Raw genomic sequence first — 24864 nt, 5'->3', positions numbered from 1 at the left:
GCTAACGGCCCTTGGCCTCAGCACGAATTTCAAGCGCTCGCGCGTCGCCCTTTTTTGCAGGGTGACGAACACCATGGCGAATCAACCACTGCAGCTCCTTAGAAGCACCCGCCTCTAACCACCCTTCACAGATTGAGAATACAACCTCTGGGTGGTCTTTTGCGATGTCACCAAGATGGTTTGCAACACTGCGGCGTACATACAGGGATTCATCGTCTTTCAGACACTCCAGAATGTGCAGCGTCGGTTGTGGATTCTCAATAAATGAGGGTATGCGCTTCCCCCAGGGCAGCCTCGGGCGAGTACCCTCGGTGCAGAGCCGCCGTATATGAGGATTGGGATCACTTAACCATCCAGATACTTTCGACAGTGTGCGCTCTTGCTGTGCAATAAGGAAGGGACGGATCGCAAACTCCGACGTGAACCTGGTGGTTAACTCGCACAACGCCGCCATTGATATATCAAAGGGATCTCTGCCGTTGTTATAGTGTTTATCTTGCCCATATTCAGAAATGAAGAAGCTGTGCGGAAGATAAAAGAATTCAGCCAGACCGAATTCTTCTGCTTCTGATTGCGCAGAAGTGAGCGACCTGACGAGCACTTTTATCGCTTCGGCATAGTGGTTGGGCAAGAATTGCTGCAAAGCTTTAGCAATGTGCTGACCACGCTGCATTAATTCAAGTTGCTCAAGATCCGTCAGTGCGCATTCACAGAAAGCGTTGACGTCAAAGCTACTGTGCACGTAGAGAATGTTTTGCGCCAGACACTCAACCGCCTCTTGGTTGAGCAAATCCTTCAGCGGCCTGCCCTTCTGAATCGACCTAGGAGCATAAGGAATAGTTGGTGGTCGTACGTGCATTTTTTATCTGTGACTCATAATTTTTTATAACCTGATCCACCGGCCACAAAATAACTGAGTGCAGCCAGTACAATTGCGCCCGCAAATATTGGAAGAAGCCGGTTTAGCGTCACTAAATGTAGCTTATGCCTTACTTTGAGCATTCTTTCACCGAAGCCAATGTCGCTACTGCCAATGGCGGTAGCGCATTTAGGATATGAATATTGATATGAGGAAATAGAGGCGTGATAATTAGCGCGTCCGTTTTATCGGGGCAAGATCACTGTTCGTCAACGTGCGCTTGTTAGCCCAAGGCAGACCTCGATTACCACTTGACGATGCCACGAGTAACCTTTATTCCACCAACCAATGTTGAACCACCATAGTCCTTTGCTAACCGTAATAGGGTGTCGTGGAACCCAAAATTGGGGAATGCCGCCTCAACTTCCTTGATGGCTTCCCTTTTAATTCCTTTTCTGATTGAGCCTTTCGATACATCTATCCAGTCAGCTTTGCGACACGCTTCAATGACTCGCTCATGAGGCCCCTTATAGGGGAATATTTTATGATGCCAATGTATGGCGCCACGAAGTACCTCAGCGTCTAACCCCCACCCGTACTTTTCATTGTCTGCCAAGGCGACCGCTTCGGATGGTTCAAGATACGCCAGCTCACAATCTGTCCAAAGCCCGATATCGTGATAAACAAGAGCCGTCTCGATGAGAGGCTCAACCTCGACATCATGCTCTAGAAAATGCATCGCATAAGTTACTGTTCGGTAAACATGATTTCGATAACCTAGGAAATCTTTCCCAATAGCATCTTCGTAGCGCGCTAGCAGCTCTTCAACTAATGGGCGTTCAAGTTTAATTTCGATTTTCGTCATTACAGCCCCCCTAAAGTCGACTATGGCTAACGCCTCAAACACCGGCGCAGCTTTGCTGTGTCCGGCGCCGAAGGCGCGCAACTGCTTAACCTGTTAAACCATTATTACCACATTTTAATAAAGCGAGATATTTTTCATGTCAGCGGTTTGGAAATTACTTGAATAAATATTTTTTATTTCTTATTAATCTCAAATACCGTTCTTACATCATCTTGATCGGGGGCAGTTTTATCTTCATATCCGCTTCCATATAACATTATAGAGTTAGGATTGAAACTCCCATAGTTTTTACAGTTTGGCCAACTTCGTTTTGCCACTTCGTGACCAAAGAGATAATTACCGCGCACACTTGTAGCGCGGGCGTCATTTTTTCGATCTTGTTCGTGACATAACCCTAGCATATGTCCAATTTCATGGATGATGGTCCCAACTCGATCAGTATCTTTAAGATTTAGGGTTCCTCCGCGACCAGGATCCCGCCCATTCAAACCGTCAGGTGATCTCCATGAACTCGAACCAGTTACCATCGTGGTATTGTGTATAATTACTGTAACTTCCGCTATTCCTGGCTGTGCGATTTCTGAAAAGAAAATTTTTGGTTTTAGGGTGGCGCCCCAAGCGCGTAATGCACTATCGAAATTATTCCTATTTGTCGTTACTTGGACATAAAAGGAAATTACACTTCCCCAGATTTTGTTTGTTTGAATGTCTGTGTTAATTCCGTATCCCATAAGATTTGCCTTCCTTTGCTGTAAAAATAATGCTTCCACACCACCGAAATATAAAAATATTACTACGCCTCGCTCGATGTTGATGACCTGTTAACAGAGATTAATTTAGCATTAACTTCGCCTAACGCCCAGTGCAGGCGCAGCCAGCGCGGAGCACTTTTTGTGTTAATGTTTGAGCGCCAGCGAGTAACACAAAAGGTGCGTAGCGTTGGCTGTCGCTCTGCCGCTGATTGTTAAGCACTGGGATCACTGATATTCGACCAGGCATCGTGTTGGATTATGTCGATACCTAGATCATCATAGACCTCGGTAGGGCGCCAGCTACGATGTTTTTTATTTAAAAGATCATCTTCCTCTCGCGTAATCCAAACCACCCGGTAATACTTTATAAGTATGTGGTAGTAGGTTTCCTTGTCGATAGGATCATGTTGATGGAACACATCTCTAAAGAATGAAATTGGCGTCCAATGCTCATACCTCAGATTTTTGAATACTTCTCTTGTACTTTTATCCTTCACTTCGAAGGGTAATTTCCCAGTTATATCCTCGTAGCTTTCTTTCTTCTCCAAGAGATCCAATGCTTTTTTTGAGATAAACGGAAAATCTTTCCACGGCCATTCACGAACCACTTCGTTACCGACAAATGCAAGGAAACGATCTCCATATAATTCTTTATTGTTACAATATATTTTGTGAAGAAGCTCGAGAACTTCAGCAAGATGGAGCATTCTTTTTTGGATATTAGCAACAACTTGAGACTCTGAAATTTCTCCGTCACTCGAAGAATCACAGGAAGGTCGCTTGCTCATTTTGAGCATCTTGGTGCCACTTTTTTCCCACTGATTTCTTACTAAGATGGCTTTATCTTCACTCATACTACTTACCTGAATGTGCTTAACGCCTCAATAACCGGCGCGAGGTACGAGCGTCCGGCGCCGAAGGCGCGTAGTTGATTGATTTGTTAAGCATTTACTTTCCGTCAACTGAAATGCTTATTGAAAACTTTCCAAAAGGCGAGCGATTCACAACTCTATCTCCAGTTTCAATACACCTTGTGCACCAAAATTTAACCTTTGATAAGTAATTATCACGCTGCTCTTTCAGTAACCTAATTTCTTCATTCGTGAAAACGGATTCAGTACCGGAAAAAACAAGCTCCGCTTTTCGGAATGGCTCAATCAAGCCAAAAGAAGACCACATGGTGATTAATGACCACATCCTAGATATAAGCTCAATATCTTTATCTAGTTCATCCCACTCCATTCCTGGAAGGCTTTCATTATGCGCAATAACTTTATTGCGATACTTCATGGCTTGAGAATTTTCGTTAGTAAATTGCCCTTGTGTACGATGCATTCTGGAGTTTATAAATTCGATTTCAGTTTCTCCACACAAGCCGCTTTGCGCTACATACCGAGAAACCATATCCCAGTGCTGTCTTAGTGAATTATCACGTGAATCTTTACTTACCAATTTTCCTAGAAGGCAAAAAATAGTATACGTACCTCCTACGAGCCATTGAGCGTAGAATGCATGTTTTTTAAAAGGGTTATTTTTGGTGTCAACCTTCTGAAAGGCATATATAGCAGCCCTCCATTCGATAAGCTCTAAAACTAGCTCATCAATACCCCTTGGGTATTCCCTATTTATAAATTCATCGCTATTAATCCACTCTTCTAATCTATTGACTTCTTCTTGCCAGTAGACCTTATTTTCATCTCTCGCTGAAGCTAGGTATGATTTGTACTCATCCAAACGCCTATGAATATCGTCTGGATGGATATGTTTAGCAGTTACACCTACTGAATAATTTCTTGCGTCATCTTCGGTAGCGAATTCCATGCTTCATTCTCAGTTGATGCTTAACGCCCGCAACAGGGGCGACCAATGCTATGCACGTTTTGTGCGAAACTGGGAGCGCAGCGACCCGCACAAAATGTGCATAGCGTTGGGCGTCCCGCGGAGGCCCGAAGGGCCGTAGCATTCTGCTTGCGTTTGTTATGTGTACTCACTGAAGTCTGCCTGTTCCTTGGTAAAGCAGCCACTAGCGACCAGCGCCCGCTCAATATCAGAGATGATTTGTACATTGTTTTCAGGGGCATGAATATAGTACGCCCAAATATCATCATCCAACTCGTACTCGCCATTCTCGTATTGCCAGAACGAAATATGCTCATCTGTAGCCATGGCAACCGCAGCCATATCTATGCCCGTTCTCTTTACTGGCTTGGCATTTAACTGTTGGGCAAGTATTTCTTGAATGTTGGGAAAACTGCTACCACGGTGATCACCCCAAAACTCTACAAGAAGCTCTTCAGATTTATATGCTGGTCTTACTCGAAATTTTTCCATGCTCGATTACGACACATAACGCCCGCATAAATTGCGGCCAATGCGGAGCTGATTTTGTGTTAGCGTAGCGTCAAACACAAAACCAGCGGAGTGTTGGACGTCGATTTGATGCGATTGTTATATGCATTTAGCCTAGCGCTGCCAACAATGGAAGTACGAGCCAAGCCACACAACACGCTACAAAAAATCTACCCCACTTAATATAGCTAAGGCAGACTTTACAAAATTCTGGGTCATCCACATGAACGAATGACTTGGAAGATATATATTTGTAAAACGCATCTTCCTTTTTTATTTCATTAACATCAAGCCCGTCCGTCATCCCTAACTCATCCCACAAACTGGGTAGGTTGCTACGAATATAGCGCCGCACATTTGATTTCTTTCTCCATGTTATAGCACCAATGGCAATGACGGAGATAAAGGCAATTGTGATGATATTGTTCATAGCATATAACGCCGCCGGCAGGGGCAGCTTACCTTGTGCGCATTTTGCGCGAAATTGGGAGCGCAGCGACCCGCGCAAAATGTGCACAAGGTAAGCTGTCCCGCGGAGGGCCGCAGGCCCGTAGCAAATTGCCCGGCTTTGTTATGCATTTAAAAATACGTCATTGCAAACCATAGCCACATGATTCCAAAAAGAATTGGAAAAAATGAAAATACGTAGCCAATTTTGAACCAGACTGGATCTTCATCCTTCTTGACAAATACATTCCCCCATGACCAGACAAAACCATGTTTGTACCCAGTCAAAACACTCGATACTCCAAGGGAGATCACCACGGATGGTATAATACCTTTTAAGAACATACTTGGGACAAAGCTTTCAAGTGATTCATCTAGGTAGATAAAATCTATCCCCTTTAAACCACATAGAACTACGGCAATTAACCAGAAAAAAATATGCCAGTAACGCACAAACAAATCTGTTTCTGAACTAAACACGTGACTACTCTTGACTATGCATAACGCCCAGCGCAGGCGCAGCCAGCGCGGAGCACATTTTGTGTTAATGTTTGAGCGCTAGCGAGTAACACAAAAGGTGCGCAGCGTTGGCTGTCGCTCTGCCGCTGATTGTTAGTACCTTTGACGGGCTAAGGGGCCAAATAATTTGTGATAGTAACACTTTGAATATCAACCAAATCTGAAGAACCATCATAGTCACGGAGATTATCATTCAGCTCCCCAAGTTGATCAGTAAACTCATTCACCTGTGGGTAGTAATCGCTTGATAAAACAGTTTCTTTATCGCGCCCAGAAAAAAGAACCGCCTCTACATTTGTTAACACGTTGCCGCGAACCAAATTATCATATGTACGCTTAGTGAAATTTCCATGATAAAGCATTGTTAACTCTAAATATCCTTCTACATTGGTGAACTCATATGAAAGATCGCTTCCTTTAATAGTACAACACCAACCTACAGTATCCCCATAGCTATACCGAAAGAAGTACTCTGTTTCGCCGCAAATTTCAGAGTCATTCACAGTTCGACAGCCCGTACTATAAACGAGCGAAAAGTCTTGCCCCATGACATCTCCACTTCCATCTGTAGCCACCACAACATTTACTCTGATATTTTCGGCGTCTTCTCGTGACACGTTATTTGCAAATCTTACAACGACCTCAAAAGAAGGAGGTTCATTTGAAAGTATTTCCGAGATGGTAAAGCTTTCAATTTCAGGCGGTTTTTCTACTGGATCAGGAGCGACTTCACCGTTACTGCTATTACTGCCTCCGCCGCATGCGAACAGTAGGCCCGCTATAAAAAAGAGAGTGATCAATTTTAAAATTTTATTAATCATATGCTACATCTAATTTTTGGTTAATATGTTTGGGATAACTCTAAGTACTAACGCCCAGCGCAGGCGCAGCCAGCGCGGAGCGTATTTTGTGTTAATGTTTGAGCGACAGCGAGTAACACAAAAGGAGCGTAGCGTTGGCTGTCGCTCTGCCGCTGCTTGTTATGAGTGGGACTAGCCACAGGAAACTCCGGGCCCGGCATACATGGTTTGCTCAGAGACCCAAAATGCTTCCTTTTCTGCTTTTGTAAATGCTACTACTGAATTCCCTGAATCTACGACTATCTGCTGAGGCCCAAGAACAAAGCCCGGGATTACTTTAATATTCCCTTTCGCAACATAGTAGGTTTGTTCAGGAACTTCATTAATAGACATTACCTTGAAACTACCTTTGATCTGGTACCAGGATTCATGACTCAGTTTGTGCGTATTTTTTAGCACCCACCGCTTACACTTTGGCACGACATATAGCTCACCAGGAACCAGCTGAATTTCTTCTTGGCTGACTACCGAGTTAATGGCAACCATAGCCTTGTCAGCATGCACATTGGCTGACATCAGAAGTGCCAGAAATATAATTATTCGTTTCACGCTACTGACTCATAACGCCCAGCGCAGGCGCAGCCAGCGCGGAGCGCCTTTTGTGTTAATGTTTGAGCGACAGCGAGTGATACAAAAGGCGCGTAGCGTTGGCTGTCGCTCTGCCGCTGTTTGTTAGGTCACCTGCGATGAGGTTTTGATGGTAGCGTTTACTCACTGTAAAGAATGAATAACTTTCCGTCCATGTACCTCAAATCCACATTGTCTTTTCCTTCAGCGCCAAACCTTTTGAGCAACCCTTGAACTTCACTCTTTGAGAAGACTTTATCTTTTATGACCTCAATTGATCTATTCGGCCCACAATCGTACGTGAAATTATTGATCAATCCGCTTATGGCGTCCCTGTTGTCTTCGATATTAATTTTTATAAGCTTGTTAAAAAAGGTTGATTTAGCCGAGTGATGTGTCGGCTCAATAATTTGGTACGAAAAATTTACACCTATTTCTCCAAGAAGCTGTTCAAGATTCAACAAATCATCTTTACATGAGTCGTAATATACCATCACGTACTCACGCCCTGTATCTTTTTGGATACAGCCAACAGTCAGAAGAATGAAAAATAAAAGTGCGATTTTCTTCATAATGACCTAACGCCCACGGCAGGGGCGGGTTACCTTGTGCGCGATTTGCGCGAAAATGGGAGCGAAGCGACCGCGCAAAACGTGCATAAGGTAAGCCGTCCCGCGGAGGCCCGAAGGGCCGGAGCTTCACTGCCCGTGATTGTTAAGGTTTGGACTCACTAGGACCCACCGCAGTGCCTTGATGGTAAACCAGCTTCCAGGTGTCTGCTTCTTTACGCCAAATTGACGTTCTCCGAGAATAGGCCACGCCTCTGGCCTGACCCCGGATAATTTTTACTCTATACATCACTTGGGCAACATCATTTGATAGTTGGCGGAACTCCCAGAGATCAGGGAATGCAGCCCAGTCAGTTTGATTAGTAATTGACTGCAGAACTTCGTTGAAGCCGAAGTATGCGCCACTCGCACCTACCTCTCTAAAATCTTCCGAAAGAAAATGCTGTAGTTTTTCGACAGAGCCCCGAACTTCGGGACTAAGTAACGCCTTCTCCATCTCTATAATTTCTTCTCGGATGTTCACGTTACTGAAACCTTAACGCCGTGCTCAGCGGCGGCTTACTTAATGCGCGATTTGCGCGAAAATGGGAGCGCAGCGACCTGCGCAAAACGCGCATTAAGTAAGCCGTCAGCTGCAGCACCTTGTTAAGCTGTGGAGGCCCGAGGACCACCACAGCTAATTTCTAGCTCATTCTGCGAGGCCTTAATTCATCACTCGATGTTTATATTGAAACCGATTAATTTCCAATTTAATCCTTCATATGCAAACTTTTGTGTAAACTTCACTTGGCTAGGCTCAGTCGGGTAATAGCCTGATATAACTAAGACTCCATTGTCGTCGATAGCTGCAGAGGAGTTAATTTTTGGCTCTATATTTTCCAAAACGGTTAAATCCACACCAGCTTGATAAAATGATCCGTAAGCCTCATCAAGTTTCTCTGGGGTAAATTGCATCTTGAACATACTTGAAAAGGTAGAATGAAATTTTTTCATGCTCTTTTCATTTACAGATTCAGCAAAAACCTGCATAGAATTAGTGACTAAGTTTAATTGCTCATTTTCTGATGGCATTTGAAGTTCTGATTCAACTTGAAGCCCTGAGCTAGGTTTTTGAATAGAGTAAATTTTCCAATCAGAATCGCTCTTCACAAAGTTCAAAGTTATTGGTATTACTCCACCCTCTCTTGTAGTAATTGAACCCTTTAACGATCCACGACCACCACTTGTAGATCTAGATTCCCAGCTCGCCTCCTTGAAATTGTTCAAAGAATTGGCAATGAAGTATTTCTTTAGATCCTCTTGAGACGTTCCGCTTTTGAAATCATCCGATAAAAGGCTATACGCTTTCTCGGTGTCACCACGGCTTGCGGCAAGAAACAGTTCATCAGCTACTTTCACCATCCCGGATGTTAAGTAAAAGACAGCTGATATAGCTAACGCAACGACACCAACTACCCCCAGTACGATTTTTAACAGCTTGTTCATTTTTTCTCCTTATTTTGAGATTGTGAAAGCTTAACGCCGCGCTCAGCCGCAGCTTACTTTATGCACCTTTTGCGCAAAAATAGGAGCGTAGCGACCGCGCAAAAGGTGCATAAAGTAAGCTGTCGGCTGCAGCGCCTTGTTCAATGTTTTTTGGAAGGTTTGGCTCTCCGCATCTGCATCAATTCAGACTGCGAAAGCGGAGGAGCCTCAGTATCGTGCACCTCCGACTCAGATTTTTTAAGGTAGTTCCAGTCTGTTTTTCCTTTGCTGGATTTTACATCCTTCAGCTTGACAGTTTTCTTCATTTCCTTTCCTTTGGCTTGGTGAATTCTTTAAGTTCCTTTTCCGTAGGAATGACAGAATCTTTATCACTCAAAACCGCCTCAGCGATTTCTTTGTCAGAGATTTTATCAAGCTCTTCCTTGCTTGTTCTTCCTTTCGATTTTTTAACATCTTCAAGCTTAACTTTTTTAACGGCCATTTTTCACCTCAACAGAGAAAGGCTTAAACACACCAGACGCATAGAATCCTCTTTCTTTCCTATTTGCCTTTCGGGCTGATATTAACCGAATGGTATCACCGTTTCTTTCGGTGTATATCACAAAGAGAATACCGTGCTCGGTTGTGCCAATAGTCTGAAAACGGCTCTCACCGTAGTCCTTACGTGTATCTTCTCTTTCGACTCGATCATCATCTAGAAAAATATGAATAGCATCAGCGAAATCAACACGATGCTTTAACCAGTTGGACTGGTTCTTGTTTTCATCCCACTCAAATTCCATTTTATTTCCTTATGGTTGATGAATACTGACATTGAACGCCCAGCGCAGGCGCAGCCAGCGCGGAGCACCTTTTGTGTTAATGTTTGAGCGACAGCGAGTAACACAAAAGGTGCGTAGCGTTGGCTGTCGCTCTGCCGCTGTTTGTTATGTGTACTCACTGAAGTCTGCCGGTTCCTTGGTAAAGCGGCCGCTAGCTAACAGCGCGCGTTCAATATCAGAGATGATTTGCAGATTATTCTCTGGAGCATGAATAAAGTACGCCCAAATATCATCATCCAATTCGTACTCACCATTTTCGTAATTCCAGAATGAAATATGCTCATCTGTAGCCATGGCAACCGAAGAGGTGTCGACTCCAGGCATCCTTGCTGGCTTTGCATTTAACTCACTTGCAAGTATTTCTTGAATGTTGGGGAAATCGCTACCACGGTGATCACCCCAAAATTCAATAAGAAGCTCTTCAGATTTATATGCTGGTCTTACTCGAAATTTTTCCATGCTTGATTACGACACATAACAGTTTTATTCAAAAGCCCCAGATATAGACATAATGGCTACATCTAGGCATGAGATGTCTAGATATAGCCATAATGCCTATATGTAGGCATACGCTTCAAGCTACCGATATGTCTACATCTGCCCATGGGGGATGACAATTTTTCGGTCTACGTAAACAACAAAGCCCCGCAAGGCGGGGCTTTGTGTTCAGCTTACTTCGGCAAGGTTTCCTTTGCTTTCCAGCCACTGCTTGCGGTCGCCGGCCCGCTTTTTCGCGAGGAGCATATCCAGCAACTGGTTGCTGTCGTCGCCAGCCTCAATAAACAGCTGTACCAGACGGCGCGTGTTCGGGTCCATGGTGGTTTCACGCAGCTGCAGGGGGTTCATTTCACCCAGGCCCTTGAATCGGGTGACCTGAATTTTTCCCTTTTTCTTTTCGGCAGCGATGCGATCGAGGATGCCTTGGCGTTCGGCGTCGTCCAGGGCGTAGTAGACGTCCTTGCCGATATCGATTCGGAACAAGGGCGGCATGGCGACGTACACATGGCCATTGGTCACCAGCGGCCGGAAGTGGCGCAGGAATAGTGCACACAGCAGTGTGGCAATGTGCAGTCCATCGGAATCCGCGTCGGCGAGGATACAGATTTTGTTGTAGCGCAGGCCTTCCAGGTTATCACTGCCGGGGTCGACGCCGAGGGCTACGGCAATATCGTGCACTTCCTGGCTGGCGAGGATTTCGTTGGAGTCCACTTCCCAGGTATTCAGGATTTTACCGCGCAGGGGCATGATGGCCTGGAACTCGCGGTCCCGTGCCTGTTTGGCGGAGCCACCGGCGGAGTCCCCTTCCACCAGAAACAGTTCGGAGCGGGTGGTATCGCCGCTGGAACAATCGGCGAGCTTGCCGGGCAGTGCCGGCCCCTGAGTGACCTTTTTGCGCGCGACTTTCTTTGCCGAGCGCAGGCGTTTTTGCGCGTTGCTGATACACAGCTCGGCAAGCTTGTCGCCCTCTTCGGTGTGCTGGTTGAGCCACAGACCGAACGCATCTTTGGCCACCCCGGAGATAAACGCGGTGGCTTCGCGGGAGCTCAGGCGCTCTTTGGTTTGGCCGGAGAATTGGGGATCGGCGAGCTTGGCGGAAAGCACGTAGGAGCACTGGTTCCAGATATCTTCCGGGCCCAGTTTGACGCCGCGCGGCAGCAGGTTACGGATTTCGCAGTACTCGCGCATGGCATCCAGCAAGCCGGCACGCAGGCCATTGACGTGGGTGCCTCCCTGGGCGGTGGGGATCAGGTTTACGTAAGACTCGACCGTGACCTCGCCGCCTTCCGGCAGCCATTGTACCGCCCAGTCGGCGGCCTCGGTTTCCGCAGAGAAATTGCCCACAAAGGGTTCCGCGGGCAACACTTCCCAGCCCTGGTTGGCTGCGGCCAGATAGTCTTTCAGCCCGTCTTCGTAATACCACTGATCAGACTCACCGTCCTGCTCATTGATAAAGGTAACGCTGAGACCGGGGCAGAGCACCGCTTTGGCACGCAGCAGGTGGCGCAGGCGCGGCACGGAGAATTTATACGAGTCGAAATATTTCGGGTCCGGCAGGAAACGTACGCTGGTGCCGGTGGTGCGTTTGCCACATTCGCCCACTACTTCCAGGTCAGACGCCTTGTCGCCATTCTGGAAGCCGATGCGGTGGACCTTGCCATCGCGCTGGATGGTCACTTCCAGCACCTTGGACAGGGCGTTCACTACGGAGACACCCACCCCGTGCAGGCCACCGGAAAACTGATAGTTGTTTTTGGAAAACTTGCCGCCGGCGTGCAGGGTAGAAAGGATGACTTCAACCCCGGGACGCCCCTGCTCCGGGTGGATGTCCACCGGCATGCCGCGGCCGTCATCGCTGACAGAGATCGAGTGGTCCTTGTGCAGTACAACTTCGATTTTTTTAGCGTGGCCGGCGAGGGCCTCGTCGACGCTGTTGTCGATCACTTCCTGGGCCAGGTGATTGGGCCGGGTGGTTTCGGTGTACATGCCCGGGCGCTTTCTCACCGGGTCCAGCCCCGTCAATACCTCAATGTCTTCTGCGGAGTAATTGGCCATAGAGTTTTGTTCGCCGTAACCGGCGCCTACTGCTTGGATCTTGTTGTGGGTTTATTCAATGCTTCGGAAACAGGAAATCTACCAGTGCGGCGGTATAGCGGGCAAATCCCTGAAAGCTGTGATCGCCGCCTTCTTCGACAGTCTGGCGCTGACCGCGATAGAACTCCTCGGCTTCCCGGCAATCCAGTGTCTCGTCCCCGCGCTGTGCCAACAGCCAGTAGCGCGATTGCAGGGGTCCCGCTATGGCGGACTCCAGTTGCTGCATCTTATCCACATCGGCGGGCTGCAGGCGATAGGTTTGTAGCTCGCCACTGTAGGGCTTGAGGTCCTGCCCCACATAAGCGGGCATAAAGCGCGAGGGGGTAACGGCTGGATTGACCACCACCGCCGGCAGTCGGTACTGCTCGGCCAGCCAGGTGCTCCAGAAGCCGCCCATGGAGCTGCCGGCGAGGCCAATTGGCCCGTGATGACTTGCGGCGAACTCGCTCACGGCACTGCCAAGCGCCAGCGCAGCCTGCGCAGGGTAGGGAGAAATCAGCGGCGCATAGAACACGATGTCCGGGCGGAACTCCCGCAACCACGCTTTGAGCAGCTGGCACTTGTGCGACTGGGGCGAGGACAGAAAGCCGTGCAGGTAGATCAGCAGCGGGCGCTCGCCGGCTGGTGATGAATCAGGCACGTTAGAGGAATTATGTGACAACATGGCGGGGATTATAGCGGTGCCGCCGGCAGATGTACCGGCGGCAGTTCCCCCGGGCTTATCGCAGGGATTCGTCGAGGCTGGCAAACGCCCGGCGCAGGTCGACTTTCATGTCGCGCCAGAAGGTGACGCTGGTGAAGCGCTCGAAGCGCCCCGCAGGGCCGAGGTTGCCAAAGTTCTCGCCAATGTCGCGGCGATCACTGAAGCGCATGACGGGGTTGCCGTTGCTGTCCTTAAGCTCCCCGGAGAGGGTGCCATAGGCGCTCTGATCGGTGTACACCCGCCACAGATAAGCCTGGGGCTCCAGTGGCGCGCCGAGGGAGAAGTGACTGAGGTCGAGCTGAAAGACATAGTCCGCTTCGGCGCGGTCTGCCACCAGTTCACTACGGCGCGGTGCAAGGAAGCGCTCACTGACGGCCTCCCCCATCACCTCCTGCAGACGCACCATATCCTTGTCACGCAACTCATAATCCTTGGCCCGCAGCGGTGAGCCTGCGCGCGGGAAGCGCTTGGTATATTCCACGCCCACCGGCTCCAGATAGACCTTGGCGCCACTGAGATCGAAGGCGTAGGCGGCGCTGACGTGATCAAGGCCGGTTTGTCGCGGCAACAGGCCATCGGCCTCATCTTCCGGGGTGGCGACCAGTTGCTGCGCACAGCCGGCCAGAAACAGGGCGCTAAACAGCAACAGGGACAGTGTTTTTTTATACGTCGTTATAAGACTTGTCTGCATGGTGACCTCACTTCCTGATGAACACGTGGGTGATTGCGGCGGGCAGCGCAGGGGACGGTGCTGAGTATTTGCCTTGCGCTCAGCGGGCCCGGGACTCGGCCGCAGGAATCCGGTACCACTAAACCGCGAATTCACGTGCCATATTATGATAGAAGCATGGCTGCCGAGTCATGAAAGACAGGTTAAAAAGTGCAAAGGGACGATTGGCCTGAATTCGGCCCCTCGCGCAGAGTCAGTACCCGGAGGACGCCAGGTCTACGCTGTATTCTGCGATCGCCACCCGCTCGACACCGGTCTCGTAACGGCCGTCATCGTACAGGTTAAACCAGCGGTATCCGGGCATTTCACTGTCGACGGCAAAGGGACCACTGCCAGGGGTGAACTGTACGGAGGTGGAAGGCGTGGCGTGCAGGCCGATCTGGCCCAGATGGCTGTCAAACTGCTGGTGCACATGCCCCCAGGCGATGGCGCGGACGTTTTCGAACCCACGAACCAGCGCGATCAGCTCTTCGCGCCCTTGCTTCAGCATATGCCCGTCGATCCAGTGGCTGCCCACAGGTACCGGCTGGTGATGCATCATCAGCATCAGGGGATGTTCGCGGTGATCCTCAAGCAGCTGACCGATACGCGCCAGCTCTTCTTCACTGAGACCGCCACTGATCTGGCCCGGCACACTGGTATCCAGCAGCAACAGGCGCCACGCCCCCACGGGCACCACTTCCGGCCGCCGCCGCGGTGCCAGCTCATCCATTTTACGGGGGTTGTCATGATTGCCGGGAAGCCAGTACCAGGGCGCGGTAACCGGCTGCATTTTGTGCAGAAAGCGCCGGTACGCGGCTTCCGATCCGTTCGCAGAGACGTCTCCGGTCACCACCAGCAAATCGGCGAGTGTGGATGCGGTATCGCCAGACACAGCAGAGAGCACCTCGCTCAGGGTGTGCCCGGTGTCCAAGCCCAGCAACTGGTAATCCGGCCGACCGCCAATATGGGGGTCGGTAATCTGGATCAGCCGGTAGGCCGGTTGTGCTGCGTCGATATTCAATGTCTCACCTTGCCGTCACATCCATGTTCGCGTGTGCGATGCCCGGCTGACTTCAGGTTGGACTTCCGCGGAACGGAAGCTCGACCTCGGCGCGGCCGTTTGCCAGGCAGTGCGCCAGCCACTCGCTCAGGAAGCGATTGACCTGCTGGCGCTCGTCTTCGTTGTGCATGGCCGGATTGGGGTAGCTGAAGTTCAGCCCATTGCCCCCGATCGGCCCCTGGCCATCCACCGCCACCACTTCTGCCATGCGCGCGTCGTGGTACAGGCGCACGGTGATGGGAGGCGGCGTCAACCAGCCATGTTCATTGGCACCACTGTTCTGTGGCGCGGTCCGCAGGCACACCTCGGTGGTGTACCTGCTGCGCTCCAGCACGGTCACTTCGAGCGTGCCGTGCGGCATCCGGTAGGACCAGCTCTGGTGATTTGCCAGCTCCGGCAGCAACTTGCACAGCCGCAGATAATTGGCATCACAGTCGGCGTGATAGTTGGTCAGGTCTACCCGAAAGCGTTCCTTACCATGCTTACCATGCGGCCCACCTGACCCTTTCGAGCCCTGTACGGCGCGCTGACTTGCCTTGCTGCGGCCAGTGCCTGCCGGTACTGCCATTATCGACACTCCTGTTGACTCCGCGCCGTGATTTATCTCTCAAATTACCCGTGATAATGGGGAATCTCAGCGTCGAGGAAGAATTTTCGTGCACGCCCGCGCACATTTGCGGGTGAACACTCACTACACTGGCAGCCCCGGACAAGAATTGCCATTTGTCTGTAACTATCAGCCGGCACCGCCCAGTCAATTCACGGCGGGCGCATTCCGCCGGTCAGCCTTCGAGGCGCGATCGGTTCAACTGCAACCACTGCAGGCTGATAATACTGGCGGCGTTGTCGACAATCCCATCGTCGCTGAGCATGGCTTCCAGCAAGGTGTCCAGGGGAAATACCCGCAGACGAATATCCTCGTGCTCGTCCAATAATCCGAAATACCCTTCGGCGTTACTGAGATCGGCACAGGCACAAAACAGGTGCATACGCTCGTTGGTACCCCCCGGGCTCGGCAGGTAACTGCGGATAAAGTGCAGGCGATCGACCTGCAAACCCGCCTCCTCCTGCAACTCGCGACGAGCGACCTCTTCGAGAGACTCCCCCTCTTCCACCATGCCGGCCACCACTTCCAGGCACCAGGGGCCGCTCGCCCGCTCCAGGGCACCGACCCGAAACTGCTCGGTCAGCGCCACCAGCTGGCGCCCGGGGTCATACAGCAGCACCCCCACCGCGTGACCACGCACGAACAGTTCGCGCTCCATCTCACCGCTCCAGCCGCCGCGAAATAGGCGATGTCGCAAGCGCAACTTGTGGATCTGGAAAAAGCCGGCGTATCCGGTTTTACGGGAAATGACATCCACTGCGCCGCGCGTAAATTGCGGCTTGAACTCTTTGCTTTCGCTCACGGATACGCCCTTATTCCGCCAAATGGATCACTCAATCAAAACCAACGTCGTTATACGGCGGGAACCTGGCGAGGATCATCCCGGCCTCTTCCCGCAGACGGAACAGCTGCTGCTCCGGGGCATCGTAGCGGCCGGCCACGGAGGGCATGCTGCCTCGCCAGAGAGGTGCCTGCTCCGGCGACAGTACATCCACGATCAGGGTGGACTCGCGGTATTCGCGCACGCGCAGGGGTGCTCGCCAGCCAAAGCCAAAGTAGCGGTAGCCACCGTAGATGCTGAGCGGATCCTCGTACACGGCCACCTTGTCGCTACTGAACAACTGCACGCGCACCAGAAAGTCCGCTTCCTCCGGCGTGGCCGCGGGCTGGTAACTGCCCTTGAGTACATCGCTGACCGCCTGGCTGGCACGCTTGCTTTCAAACGGCGATACCGGGCCATTGGCCAGGGTATCCATCAGGTAGTAGCTGCGCAGATTGGCAAATTTGAAGGTAGGGTCGTAATCCACGGCGACCGGGTTGGGGCTGGCGCATCCGCCAAGTACCAGAACCAGGCCGATGGCGGTGACGCGCAGCGTGCGGCGCAAAATAGAAGACAGTGAAGCCATATGCTCTCCTGTTGAGTTTGAGAGTCCCGGCTTCCCTGCCGAACTGAAATGAACGAGTTGTTTGGGGCTTGCCCCAGGATTGTCGCCTCAAAGCGCTAAAAAACGCTTCAGCTGGCCGGTGGCAGGTCCCTGAGGAGCTCCCCCACCGCTTTGTTGAGTATCCGTTGGCGCTCGCCCTTGTCTTCCGGGCGCGCCATCAACTTGGTGGCACTGCCGCCCCAGATCGGCATGCCGTTTTGCGGGCCGATACCCACAGACAGGGTAATCCGCGGCGCACCGCTGCGATCCGGCAGTTCTACCACGCCGCGCTGGGCATTACTGTCGAACTGCGCATCCCAGCTTTCATTCTCTTCTTCGCTGGCGAACTCCTCTTCAATGATCGCCACCTGGTATTCCACCACCATCTGCGCGTTCGCCACGCTGGCCACCTGGCGGTAACCGCGCGCCTGCATCAGTGCACCCACGGTACGGCGCAGCTCGGTATCCAGCTCCACCAGCTGGGCCGGCGCGCCGGTGTCGCCGGTCAACACCTCGGTCCCCCAGGCGTAGGTCTGGAAGCTCACCGGCGCCGAGCGCGATTCGATCCGGTCAATCTTGGTGGGTGTTCCACAGCCAGCAAGCCCGATCGCTACCAGCAGGCCTGCCATCAGGCTGGTTATTGTAATACGCATCCGTTCTCCCTATCTCGTATGAAAATGTATTCGACCACCGGGTAATACACCGGTCTGTTACTTGAAGCTGTCTTCCAGTGATGGGTAAAGTTCGATCTTGGGACTCCACAGCAACCACTCATCTTCTGGCTTTCCGTAGAGTGGATAATGGCTGCCCGACTCCACTTCAAGGCCCATCTCCGGGTTGTTCGGTGTGGCAAAGGCGATGCCGCCCGCCAGCAGAGCCTGCGCCGACTCAGTATGTACGTCCAGGCCAGTCATCACACCAAAATTCACATCCACGCCGCTGGCATTCCAAAACTTGCTGTGCTCGCGTACCAGCGTACGGTATTCCGGCTCTATATAAACATAGATGTACACCCGGTCTGCCAGTTCCCCCAGTTGATAGCCGGTCACCTGCCCGACCTTCACCTGGCGGTAATAGACCGGGCTGCCGCGCTTGAGCGACCCGCGCCGCGGCGCGTCGAGGATCAGCGCCAGCCCGGGCATCATCATGATATCCGCCAGATCCGGTTCGGGCTTGGCCGAAAGGGCGACGAACTCGGTCTGCGGTTCATTGCCAAGCCCGGGTTCCAGCTCCAGAAATGGCCCGGTCACCAGCGTATCCAGGTTGTCGACGCCGTTCAGGCCAATCTTGGGACCGACCACCCACAGGCGTGTTCCCGTACGGGCAAAGCGCTCGGCACGGCGGTAGAGCCGCGCCCGCGCACGTACGCCATCGAGCTCATAGTTCAGGCGCAGGCGGGTAATCTCACCCACCTGAATCCCCCGGTAACGCAGGGGCGCCCCCTCTTTCAGCCCCTCGTCTCCAGTGAGATCGATGTAGATGTTGATACCCTCTTCCATGGCGTCTTCGCGGCTGCTGTACAGGCGGAAGCTGTCTCCGGAGCGCGCCTTGGCGACACCCTTGCTGTGCTGGGGGCCGCTGCCAAAGGCGATTCCGCCACGTACCACCGACAGCAACGAGTCGGTTTCCACTTTGACCCCCTGCAGGCTGGCGCTGGCGCGCACGCCACTGACGTTCCAGAAACGGCTGTCGCTGTCGACCAGGTGCGCATACCGCGGCTCGATCACCACATACACAATAACTCGGGAACCATCATTCGCCAGCTCCATCCCCTGCACACGCCCCACTTCCATCTGGCGGTAGTACACCGCAGCGCCGCGCTGAATTGACCCGGTGTTACGCGCGGTCAGTTGCAGGTGCAATCCCGGGGTGCGGGCGTCGCGCGCCGGCGGTGCACTCGCCGCGTCGAAGGTGCGCAGCGAGCGGTTACCGGTACGCAGGTCGACCTCGATCCGATTACCTTTCAGCAGGTCGTTGACCCCGGAGGTGAAGTCCAGCGTGGGTGGAGCAAGCCAGAATCGCGTGTTCTCGGTCAGCAGGTCATCGGTAATCGGGTCCATCAACACCTCGACTTCCATACCGTCGATGCGGCGGCTGGCTTTGACTGCATTCACCTCGCCCACCCGAATTCCCTGGTAGAAAACCTGAGTGGAGCCTTCGGTCAGGCTGACGCCGCGATTGAAGTTCAGGGTGATTGGAATGCCCGCATCCGCATCCGCAAAGCTTTTGTAGAGCTTGAATTCATTGCCGTCCTCTGCCTTGGGCGTATGGATCTGGGAGTCCGGCGTATAGAAACTGACGCCGCCGGCGATCAGCGAGGCGAGGGATTCCATCTCCACAGTCACACCGCTGATGCTGCCCTGAATCGAGACCCCGGAGGCATTCCAGAAGCGGCTGCCACGGTGCACCAGGTCTGCATATTCCCGACGGATAAACAGGCCGATCTCCACCTCGTTGGCGCCTTCCGACAGGCGGTAGCTTTCCACCTGTCCCACTTCCAGCTGGCGAAAGTACACCGGCGAGCCGCGACTCAGGGACGCCAGCCGCGGCGCCTTGAGCGTCACCCGCAGGCCATCGCCACGCACATAAGCTGGGGGCTCGGGGACCGCGACAAAGTGTTTCTGGGTGGGGCCGCTGCCGGGCTCAATGGCGATATAGTTCCCGGAGACCAGGGTTTCCAGCCCGCGCACACCGGTCAGCGAAACCTCTGGCTTGACCAGCCAGAACTTGCTTCCCCGGGTCAGCAGATAAGCAGCACTGTGATTGAAGGAGACTTCGGCGAGAACACCGTCCTGGCCGTTCAGGTCCTTGGCGTTAGGCACCAGGCGAAAGTCGTTCACCACACCGATTTCTACACCGGAGTATTTCACTGCGGTCTTGCCTTTCACCAGGCCTTCACCCGATGAAAACAGGATGGTGACGCGAATGTCACCCTGGGTGAAATCCCTGTACAGCAGCCAGACGGCGATCAGTGCGGCAATCAGCGGCAACAGCCAAACCAGCGAGAGGCCGCGACTGCGGCGCGCCAACCCTTCGGGCTGGGCGTCGTATTCCAACGGCGGTTCGCTCATTCATTCTCCCTGTGCGACTTATCCTGCGCGAGCCCGGGCTGCGCGGTTATTTTTTCTTCGTAAACGTCCCAGATCAGCCGCGGATCGAATGCGCGCACCGCGAACATGGTCACTACCACCACGGTAGCGAAGGCGGTGCTACCGGCACCGGCGGCAACATCCGCAATAGCCCCCATATCAACCAGCGCCACCAGAATCGAAATCATAAACAAATCCAGCAGCGACCAGCGCCCGATGGCGTTCACCACGCGGTATATCCGCATTGCCTGCCGCGGCGACACATCCCAGCGCCGCTGTACGATCAGGCACAAAATCACCAGCCCCACCAGTTTCATCACCGGCACCGCCACACTGGCGACGAACACGATCAGCGCAATGCCCCACAGACCGTTGTGATACAGCTCCAGAGTGCCGCCGACAATCGTGCTCGGGTCGCCGGACCCCAGATAGATGACCGTCATCACCGGCAATACGTTGGCCGGAATCAGCAGCAGGGCGCCGGTAAGGGTGAGCGCCCAGGTCAGCATGATGCTACCGTCGACCCGTCCGTGCATGCGCGCGCCGCAGCGGGGGCAGAGGCAGGAAGCCGCCGTTGGCGCAGGCACCAGCTGGCGGCAACCGAGACACGTCCAGAATCCCTGAGACAGGGCGCGCGCCGGGCGGTTCACTTAGCGCCTCCGGCATCGACGGAAGCACGTTCGCCGGCATCCTTGGCATGGCGGGCGAGTCGCGCCCACACGGTTTCCGCATCAAACGACACGGTGGCGGCACTGGACACCACCATCATCGCCACAAAACAGTAGAGCCCGGGCTCCACGGTCATCTTGCCCAGGTCCGACATTTTGACCAGCGCCACGAGTATCCCGAGCATATACACATCCAGCATCCCCCACTCCTGCAAGTGGTGATACCAGCGCAGCGTCCGCGCCACCGGCCTCGCCATTCCTGTCCAGGCGCTACCCCAGCTGATGAACGCCAACAGGAGAAATTTGCCCAGGGGCGCTAACACGCTGCAGAACAACACCAGCGATGCCAGCCACAAGTAGCCCGCCGCAAACAGTGCCTGTACGCCATTCAGCAAGGTGTTTTCTGCGCCAAACGAGAACAGGGAAAATTCCAGCAGCGGCAGGGTGGCGGAGGGAATGAACAGCAACAGGCCGCTCAAGCTCAGGGCCGCGGTGTGCGTGACACTGCGATCCATATTGCGGTGCAGGGTGGCGCCACAGCGGGGACAGAGCAGCCGTTGCCCGACCGGCGCATGCGCGCGGGTTAACAGTAAATCGCATTGATGGCAGGCACGCTTCCACCGCGCAGCCGGCTCCATGAACCCACTTCGCCCGGAAACTTCACCATGTATGCCCTGCCAGGATTCTTGCCCCATGCTCCGCCCAAAATTCGCTTGCTGTCGAACCTTTCGACCCCGCCTGCATCCACTGCGGCCTTCCGCCGCGTCAGAGTAACCGGGAAGCGGGGCTGAATCCGGCGCGCAGACCGGCTTTTGGCAACCTTTGGTCACTGGACGCACATTCACGTCCTTTTAACGAAGATATACCAAATTGCGCCGGTCGTCGCCTCGACGCTCCTGCGCACCGGCGTTAAACTCTCGCGACTGAATGCTCAAATGGCGTCCAAAAACGACGATAAGACGTACATGAGCACGACCTGCACTGCCCCGCTACCACAGGGCGAGCAGGCATGACCGGCATTTCAAATGTGCAGACACCGATAAAAGCACAGGATGTGAAATGACACGCGGGGTTTGCCGAACGCAGTGGGCGTTTTTTTCCAGCTCCGCAAACGCCACCAAAAAAATTAAAGACCGCAGCTGTCACAGGAAATCGAACGCAATGACAAGACGTGCACAAGGGCGCATCGCTCACAAGCTGGGCCGCCCGATGAAATCTCTGCTCGCCGCGACCCTATTTGGACTGGGCGCCGGACTGGGAGCAGTTCAGGCCCAGGCGGACACACTGTGGGACATCTATATGCAATCCCTCGACAACGATCCGCAACTGGCCGCCGACCGCGCTGCATACCGCGCCGGTCTTGAGGCAAAAAACATCGCACGCTCTGCGCTCCTGCCGCAGGTGAACGCCGGCGCCGAATACAACCGAAACAAAACCAACTTCGACCGTATCGGCACCCAGATCAATCAGAACACCGGCGACCTGGTTGTGTTCAATCAGTTTGGTAACACCGACACGGACACCACCCTGTACAGTGCGCGGCTGGACCAGGCTATTTTCGATCTCCCCGCCTGGCTGGGGTACAAACAGGGCAAGACCGCCAGCGAGCGCGCCACCGCAGAATTCAGCGCCAACCAGCAGGACATGATGCTGCGCGTCGCCAACGCCTACTTTGATGTGCTGCGCGCCCACGATGTACTGCAGGCCGCGCTGGCCGAAGAAGAAGCCCTGGCCAAGCAGCTGGAGCAGACCCAGCAGCGTTTTGAGGTGGGCCTGACCGCCATCACCGATGTCTACGACTCCCGCTCTGCCTATGACAGCGCGGTAGCGCGCAGACTCACTGCACAGGACGACCTGCTGAGCCGTTTTGATGCACTGTCGGTGCTCACCGGCAGGGATCACGATACCGTTGCCCCGCTGCAGTCAAATTTCACCGTGGCGCCGCCAAACCCTGCCGACCGCGCCTCCTGGGTGGAATTTGCGCTGGCCAACAACTTTTCCCTGAAGGCCGCGCGCCTGGCCGCTGACGCCGCACGCTACGGCGCCCGCGCAGCAGCAGCGCAGCACCTGCCGACTCTGGATGGCTCAATCTCCTACCGCAACGTCGATGAAGAAGGCGACAGCGATGCCGGGGTGCGCCTCGGTTCCATCACCGAGTCTTTCCCGACCACGCCAATCGACACCCAGACCGAGACCACCATTGCGGCGATCAATTTCAATATGCCGCTCTACACCGGTGGCCGCCTCAGCGCCAGCCGCCGCGAAGCCCGCAACCTGGCGTTTGAAGCGGAGGACATCCGCAACCTGACCGAGCGCAACACCATCCAGAACACCCGTACCCTGCACCGTGCGGTTACCACGGATACCAGCCGCGTGGAGGCCCGCGAGCAGGCGGTGATTTCCGCCAAGAGCGCACTGGATGCCACCCAGGCCGGTTACGAGGTGGGTACCCGCAATATCGTCGATGTGCTGCTCGCCCAGCGCACCCTGGCACGGGCGCGCACCGATTACGCGAATGCGCTCTACGACTACATCATCAACACCCTGAACCTGAAGCTGGTGGCTGGCCTGCTGGCACCCGACGACCTGCAACAGCTGGATGCGCGGCTGAATCCCGCCGCTCAGGTTTCCCGCGCCCACATCCTCGATAGCGGCGCTACCGGCTTCAGCAAATAGCGAGCGCGGAAATAACGCCAACCTTCGCGCAGAAAAAAAAGGCCGGCACTGCTATAGTGCCGGCCTTTTTTGTGGGCTGACTACAATAGCGGAACGATCGGGGAGATTCGATCGAAGCCCCCGGCACCGAGCGACCCGTTGCGGCGGGCGCTGTCATCCACGCCCCACAGGCTTATTCCAACTGACAACATTCATGAAGTATCTGGCATGAAGTATCTGGTTACCGGCAACGCCGGCTTTATCGGCTTCCACGTGGCAAAGGCCCTGTTGGCGCGAGGTGACTCCGTCGTGGGCATCGACAACGTCAACGACTACTACGAAACCAGCCTGAAGGAAGATCGCCTGAAGGCACTGGCGCAGCATGCCAGTGCGCAGGGTGATACCGTCGAGTACGAATTTGTGCGCGGCAACATTGCCGATAAGGCGATAATCGACGACTGCTTCGCACGCCATCGCTTCGACCGGGTTATTCACCTGGCGGCCCAGGCGGGTGTACGCCACTCGATCGAGCACCCGGAGGCCTACGTAGAAAGTAACCTCATCGGTTTTTTCAACCTGCTGGAAGCCTGCCGCAATGCGGGCACGCCGCACCTTTCCTACGCCAGCACCAGCAGCGTCTATGGCGGCAACACCACCATGCCATTCAGTGAAGACCACGGCGCAGACCACCCGCTGCAGTTTTATGCCGCGACCAAGCGCGCCAATGAGTTGATGGCCCACAGCTACAGCCACCTGTTTCAGCTGCCCACCACCGGGTTGCGCTTCTTCACCGTCTACGGCCCTTGGGGGCGCCCAGATATGGCGCTGTTCAAGTTCACCCGCCTGATCCTCGAGGGCAAACCCATCCCGGTGTTCAACCACGGCCACCACAGCCGCGACTTCACGTATATCGACGATATCGTCGAGGGTGTGATCAAATCCTCCGACCAGATCGCCGCAGCAGATCCCACATGGTCCAGCGCCGAACCCACACCGGCCACCAGCAGCGCACCCTTCCGGGTGTTCAATATCGGCAATGGCAACCCCGCCCAGCTGTCGGCGTATATCGACGCACTGGAGCATGCACTCGGAAAAGAGGCCATTCGCGAGATGCTGCCGATGCAGCCTGGGGACATTCCGGATACCCACGCAGATACCCGCCGGCTACAACAGGCCACAGGCTACCGGCCAGACACCAGCGTGCAGGAAGGGGTACAGAAATTTGTAGACTGGTATCGGGACTATTATTCGGTATAGCTAT

The 24864-nt window shown here is 53.6% G+C and carries 30 protein-coding genes; 2 read left to right on the top strand and 28 right to left on the bottom strand.

Features of this window, described 5'->3' with window-relative positions; all coding sequences use genetic code 11:
• Nucleotide 1: 1 nt before the first annotated feature.
• The 28 genes from JF535_RS04830 to JF535_RS04695 form a co-directional block, all read right to left on the bottom strand.
• The gene (locus tag JF535_RS04830) at nucleotides 2–859 is read right to left on the bottom strand and encodes a hypothetical protein (RefSeq protein WP_206999649.1); all 858 of its coding nucleotides are present in this window, start codon (nucleotides 857–859) and stop codon (nucleotides 2–4) included.
• A gap of 304 nt (nucleotides 860–1163) precedes the next feature.
• Complete coding sequence (locus tag JF535_RS04825; protein ID WP_206999647.1) at nucleotides 1164–1724, bottom strand: hypothetical protein; 561 nt, start codon at nucleotides 1722–1724, stop codon at nucleotides 1164–1166.
• Between the two features lie 173 nt (nucleotides 1725–1897).
• A complete protein-coding gene (locus JF535_RS04820; RefSeq protein WP_206999645.1) occupies nucleotides 1898–2455 on the bottom strand; it encodes a M12 family metallopeptidase in 558 nt (185 codons plus the stop codon).
• Nucleotides 2456–2688: 233 nt separating this feature from the next.
• Entirely contained in the window at nucleotides 2689–3330 is a 642-nt protein-coding gene (locus JF535_RS04815; RefSeq protein WP_206999642.1) for a hypothetical protein, read from the bottom strand.
• A gap of 94 nt (nucleotides 3331–3424) precedes the next feature.
• Nucleotides 3425–4297 (bottom strand): hypothetical protein, encoded by an 873-nt coding sequence (locus JF535_RS04810; RefSeq protein ID WP_206999640.1) that lies wholly within the window; start codon nucleotides 4295–4297, stop codon nucleotides 3425–3427.
• Between the two features lie 156 nt (nucleotides 4298–4453).
• Nucleotides 4454–4807 carry a hypothetical protein gene (locus tag JF535_RS04805; protein ID WP_206999638.1) on the bottom strand — a complete coding sequence of 118 codons (354 nt, stop codon included), beginning with the start codon at nucleotides 4805–4807 and terminating at the stop codon, nucleotides 4454–4456.
• 127 nt (nucleotides 4808–4934) lie between these two features.
• Nucleotides 4935–5255: a hypothetical protein gene (locus JF535_RS04800; RefSeq protein ID WP_206999636.1), complete on the bottom strand. Its 321-nt coding sequence runs from the start codon at nucleotides 5253–5255 to the stop codon at nucleotides 4935–4937.
• Nucleotides 5256–5404: 149 nt separating this feature from the next.
• Nucleotides 5405–5752, bottom strand: coding sequence for a hypothetical protein (locus JF535_RS04795; RefSeq protein WP_206999634.1), 348 nt, complete (start codon nucleotides 5750–5752; stop codon nucleotides 5405–5407).
• 149 nt (nucleotides 5753–5901) lie between these two features.
• Entirely contained in the window at nucleotides 5902–6612 is a 711-nt protein-coding gene (locus JF535_RS04790; protein WP_206999632.1) for a hypothetical protein, read from the bottom strand.
• Between the two features lie 171 nt (nucleotides 6613–6783).
• A complete protein-coding gene (locus JF535_RS04785) occupies nucleotides 6784–7200 on the bottom strand; it encodes a hypothetical protein (RefSeq protein WP_206999630.1) in 417 nt (138 codons plus the stop codon).
• 158 nt (nucleotides 7201–7358) lie between these two features.
• Entirely contained in the window at nucleotides 7359–7790 is a 432-nt protein-coding gene (locus JF535_RS04780; protein WP_206999628.1) for a hypothetical protein, read from the bottom strand.
• 142 nt (nucleotides 7791–7932) lie between these two features.
• On the bottom strand, nucleotides 7933–8310 hold the full coding sequence (locus JF535_RS04775; RefSeq protein WP_206999625.1) for a DUF4440 domain-containing protein: 378 nt from the start codon (nucleotides 8308–8310) through the stop codon (nucleotides 7933–7935).
• A 188-nt stretch (nucleotides 8311–8498) separates the two neighbouring features.
• Nucleotides 8499–9272, bottom strand: a complete 774-nt coding sequence (locus JF535_RS04770) for a hypothetical protein (RefSeq protein WP_206999624.1) — start codon at nucleotides 9270–9272, stop codon at nucleotides 8499–8501.
• 140 nt (nucleotides 9273–9412) lie between these two features.
• Nucleotides 9413–9577 carry a hypothetical protein gene (locus JF535_RS04765; protein WP_206999621.1) on the bottom strand — a complete coding sequence of 55 codons (165 nt, stop codon included), beginning with the start codon at nucleotides 9575–9577 and terminating at the stop codon, nucleotides 9413–9415.
• Nucleotides 9574–9753, bottom strand: a complete 180-nt coding sequence (locus JF535_RS04760) for a hypothetical protein (protein ID WP_206999619.1) — start codon at nucleotides 9751–9753, stop codon at nucleotides 9574–9576. The genes JF535_RS04765 and JF535_RS04760 overlap by 4 nt, the downstream gene beginning before the upstream one ends.
• Complete coding sequence (locus tag JF535_RS04755) at nucleotides 9743–10054, bottom strand: BrnT family toxin (RefSeq protein ID WP_206999617.1); 312 nt, start codon at nucleotides 10052–10054, stop codon at nucleotides 9743–9745. The genes JF535_RS04760 and JF535_RS04755 overlap by 11 nt, the downstream gene beginning before the upstream one ends.
• A 144-nt stretch (nucleotides 10055–10198) precedes the next feature.
• A complete protein-coding gene (locus JF535_RS04750; protein ID WP_206999615.1) occupies nucleotides 10199–10552 on the bottom strand; it encodes a hypothetical protein in 354 nt (117 codons plus the stop codon).
• 207 nt (nucleotides 10553–10759) lie between these two features.
• Nucleotides 10760–12646, bottom strand: coding sequence for a DNA topoisomerase IV subunit B (gene parE / locus JF535_RS04745; RefSeq protein ID WP_206999612.1), 1887 nt, complete (start codon nucleotides 12644–12646; stop codon nucleotides 10760–10762).
• Between the two features lie 55 nt (nucleotides 12647–12701).
• Nucleotides 12702–13325 (bottom strand): YqiA/YcfP family alpha/beta fold hydrolase, encoded by a 624-nt coding sequence (locus JF535_RS04740; protein ID WP_340674122.1) that lies wholly within the window; start codon nucleotides 13323–13325, stop codon nucleotides 12702–12704.
• Nucleotides 13326–13404: 79 nt separating this feature from the next.
• Nucleotides 13405–14079: a hypothetical protein gene (locus JF535_RS04735; RefSeq protein ID WP_206999607.1), complete on the bottom strand. Its 675-nt coding sequence runs from the start codon at nucleotides 14077–14079 to the stop codon at nucleotides 13405–13407.
• A gap of 232 nt (nucleotides 14080–14311) precedes the next feature.
• Entirely contained in the window at nucleotides 14312–15121 is an 810-nt protein-coding gene (locus JF535_RS04730) for a phosphodiesterase (RefSeq protein ID WP_242523588.1), read from the bottom strand.
• Nucleotides 15122–15173: 52 nt separating this feature from the next.
• Complete coding sequence (locus tag JF535_RS04725) at nucleotides 15174–15728, bottom strand: DUF1249 domain-containing protein (RefSeq protein ID WP_206999605.1); 555 nt, start codon at nucleotides 15726–15728, stop codon at nucleotides 15174–15176.
• A gap of 214 nt (nucleotides 15729–15942) precedes the next feature.
• A complete protein-coding gene (locus JF535_RS04720) occupies nucleotides 15943–16569 on the bottom strand; it encodes an NUDIX domain-containing protein (protein ID WP_206999603.1) in 627 nt (208 codons plus the stop codon).
• Between the two features lie 31 nt (nucleotides 16570–16600).
• Entirely contained in the window at nucleotides 16601–17173 is a 573-nt protein-coding gene (locus JF535_RS04715) for a DUF4136 domain-containing protein (protein ID WP_206999601.1), read from the bottom strand.
• Nucleotides 17174–17280: 107 nt separating this feature from the next.
• Nucleotides 17281–17844 (bottom strand): DUF4136 domain-containing protein, encoded by a 564-nt coding sequence (locus JF535_RS04710; protein ID WP_206999599.1) that lies wholly within the window; start codon nucleotides 17842–17844, stop codon nucleotides 17281–17283.
• 57 nt (nucleotides 17845–17901) lie between these two features.
• Nucleotides 17902–20262, bottom strand: coding sequence for a PqiB family protein (locus tag JF535_RS04705; RefSeq protein ID WP_206999597.1), 2361 nt, complete (start codon nucleotides 20260–20262; stop codon nucleotides 17902–17904).
• Nucleotides 20259–20930, bottom strand: a complete 672-nt coding sequence (locus tag JF535_RS04700; RefSeq protein WP_340674121.1) for a paraquat-inducible protein A — start codon at nucleotides 20928–20930, stop codon at nucleotides 20259–20261. Before JF535_RS04700 ends, JF535_RS04705 begins: the two co-directional genes overlap by 4 nt.
• Nucleotides 20927–21643, bottom strand: coding sequence for a paraquat-inducible protein A (locus JF535_RS04695; RefSeq protein ID WP_242523587.1), 717 nt, complete (start codon nucleotides 21641–21643; stop codon nucleotides 20927–20929). The genes JF535_RS04700 and JF535_RS04695 overlap by 4 nt, the downstream gene beginning before the upstream one ends.
• 466 nt (nucleotides 21644–22109) lie before the next feature.
• Between JF535_RS04695 and JF535_RS04690 the strand changes: the two genes are divergently transcribed.
• Together JF535_RS04690 and JF535_RS04685 are read left to right on the top strand one after the other, a co-directional pair.
• Nucleotides 22110–23624, top strand: coding sequence for a TolC family outer membrane protein (locus JF535_RS04690; RefSeq protein ID WP_206999590.1), 1515 nt, complete (start codon nucleotides 22110–22112; stop codon nucleotides 23622–23624).
• A 207-nt stretch (nucleotides 23625–23831) separates the two neighbouring features.
• Nucleotides 23832–24860, top strand: a complete 1029-nt coding sequence (locus JF535_RS04685) for an NAD-dependent epimerase (RefSeq protein ID WP_206999588.1) — start codon at nucleotides 23832–23834, stop codon at nucleotides 24858–24860.
• The last annotated feature ends 4 nt before the right edge of the window (nucleotides 24861–24864 follow it).

The organism is Microbulbifer salipaludis (assembly GCF_017303155.1).
In the GTDB taxonomy this organism is placed as follows: Bacteria; Pseudomonadota; Gammaproteobacteria; order Pseudomonadales; family Cellvibrionaceae; genus Microbulbifer; species Microbulbifer salipaludis.
The sequence above is the reverse complement of the archived record's forward strand: the minus strand, read 5'-3'. Positions and strand labels throughout refer to the sequence as shown.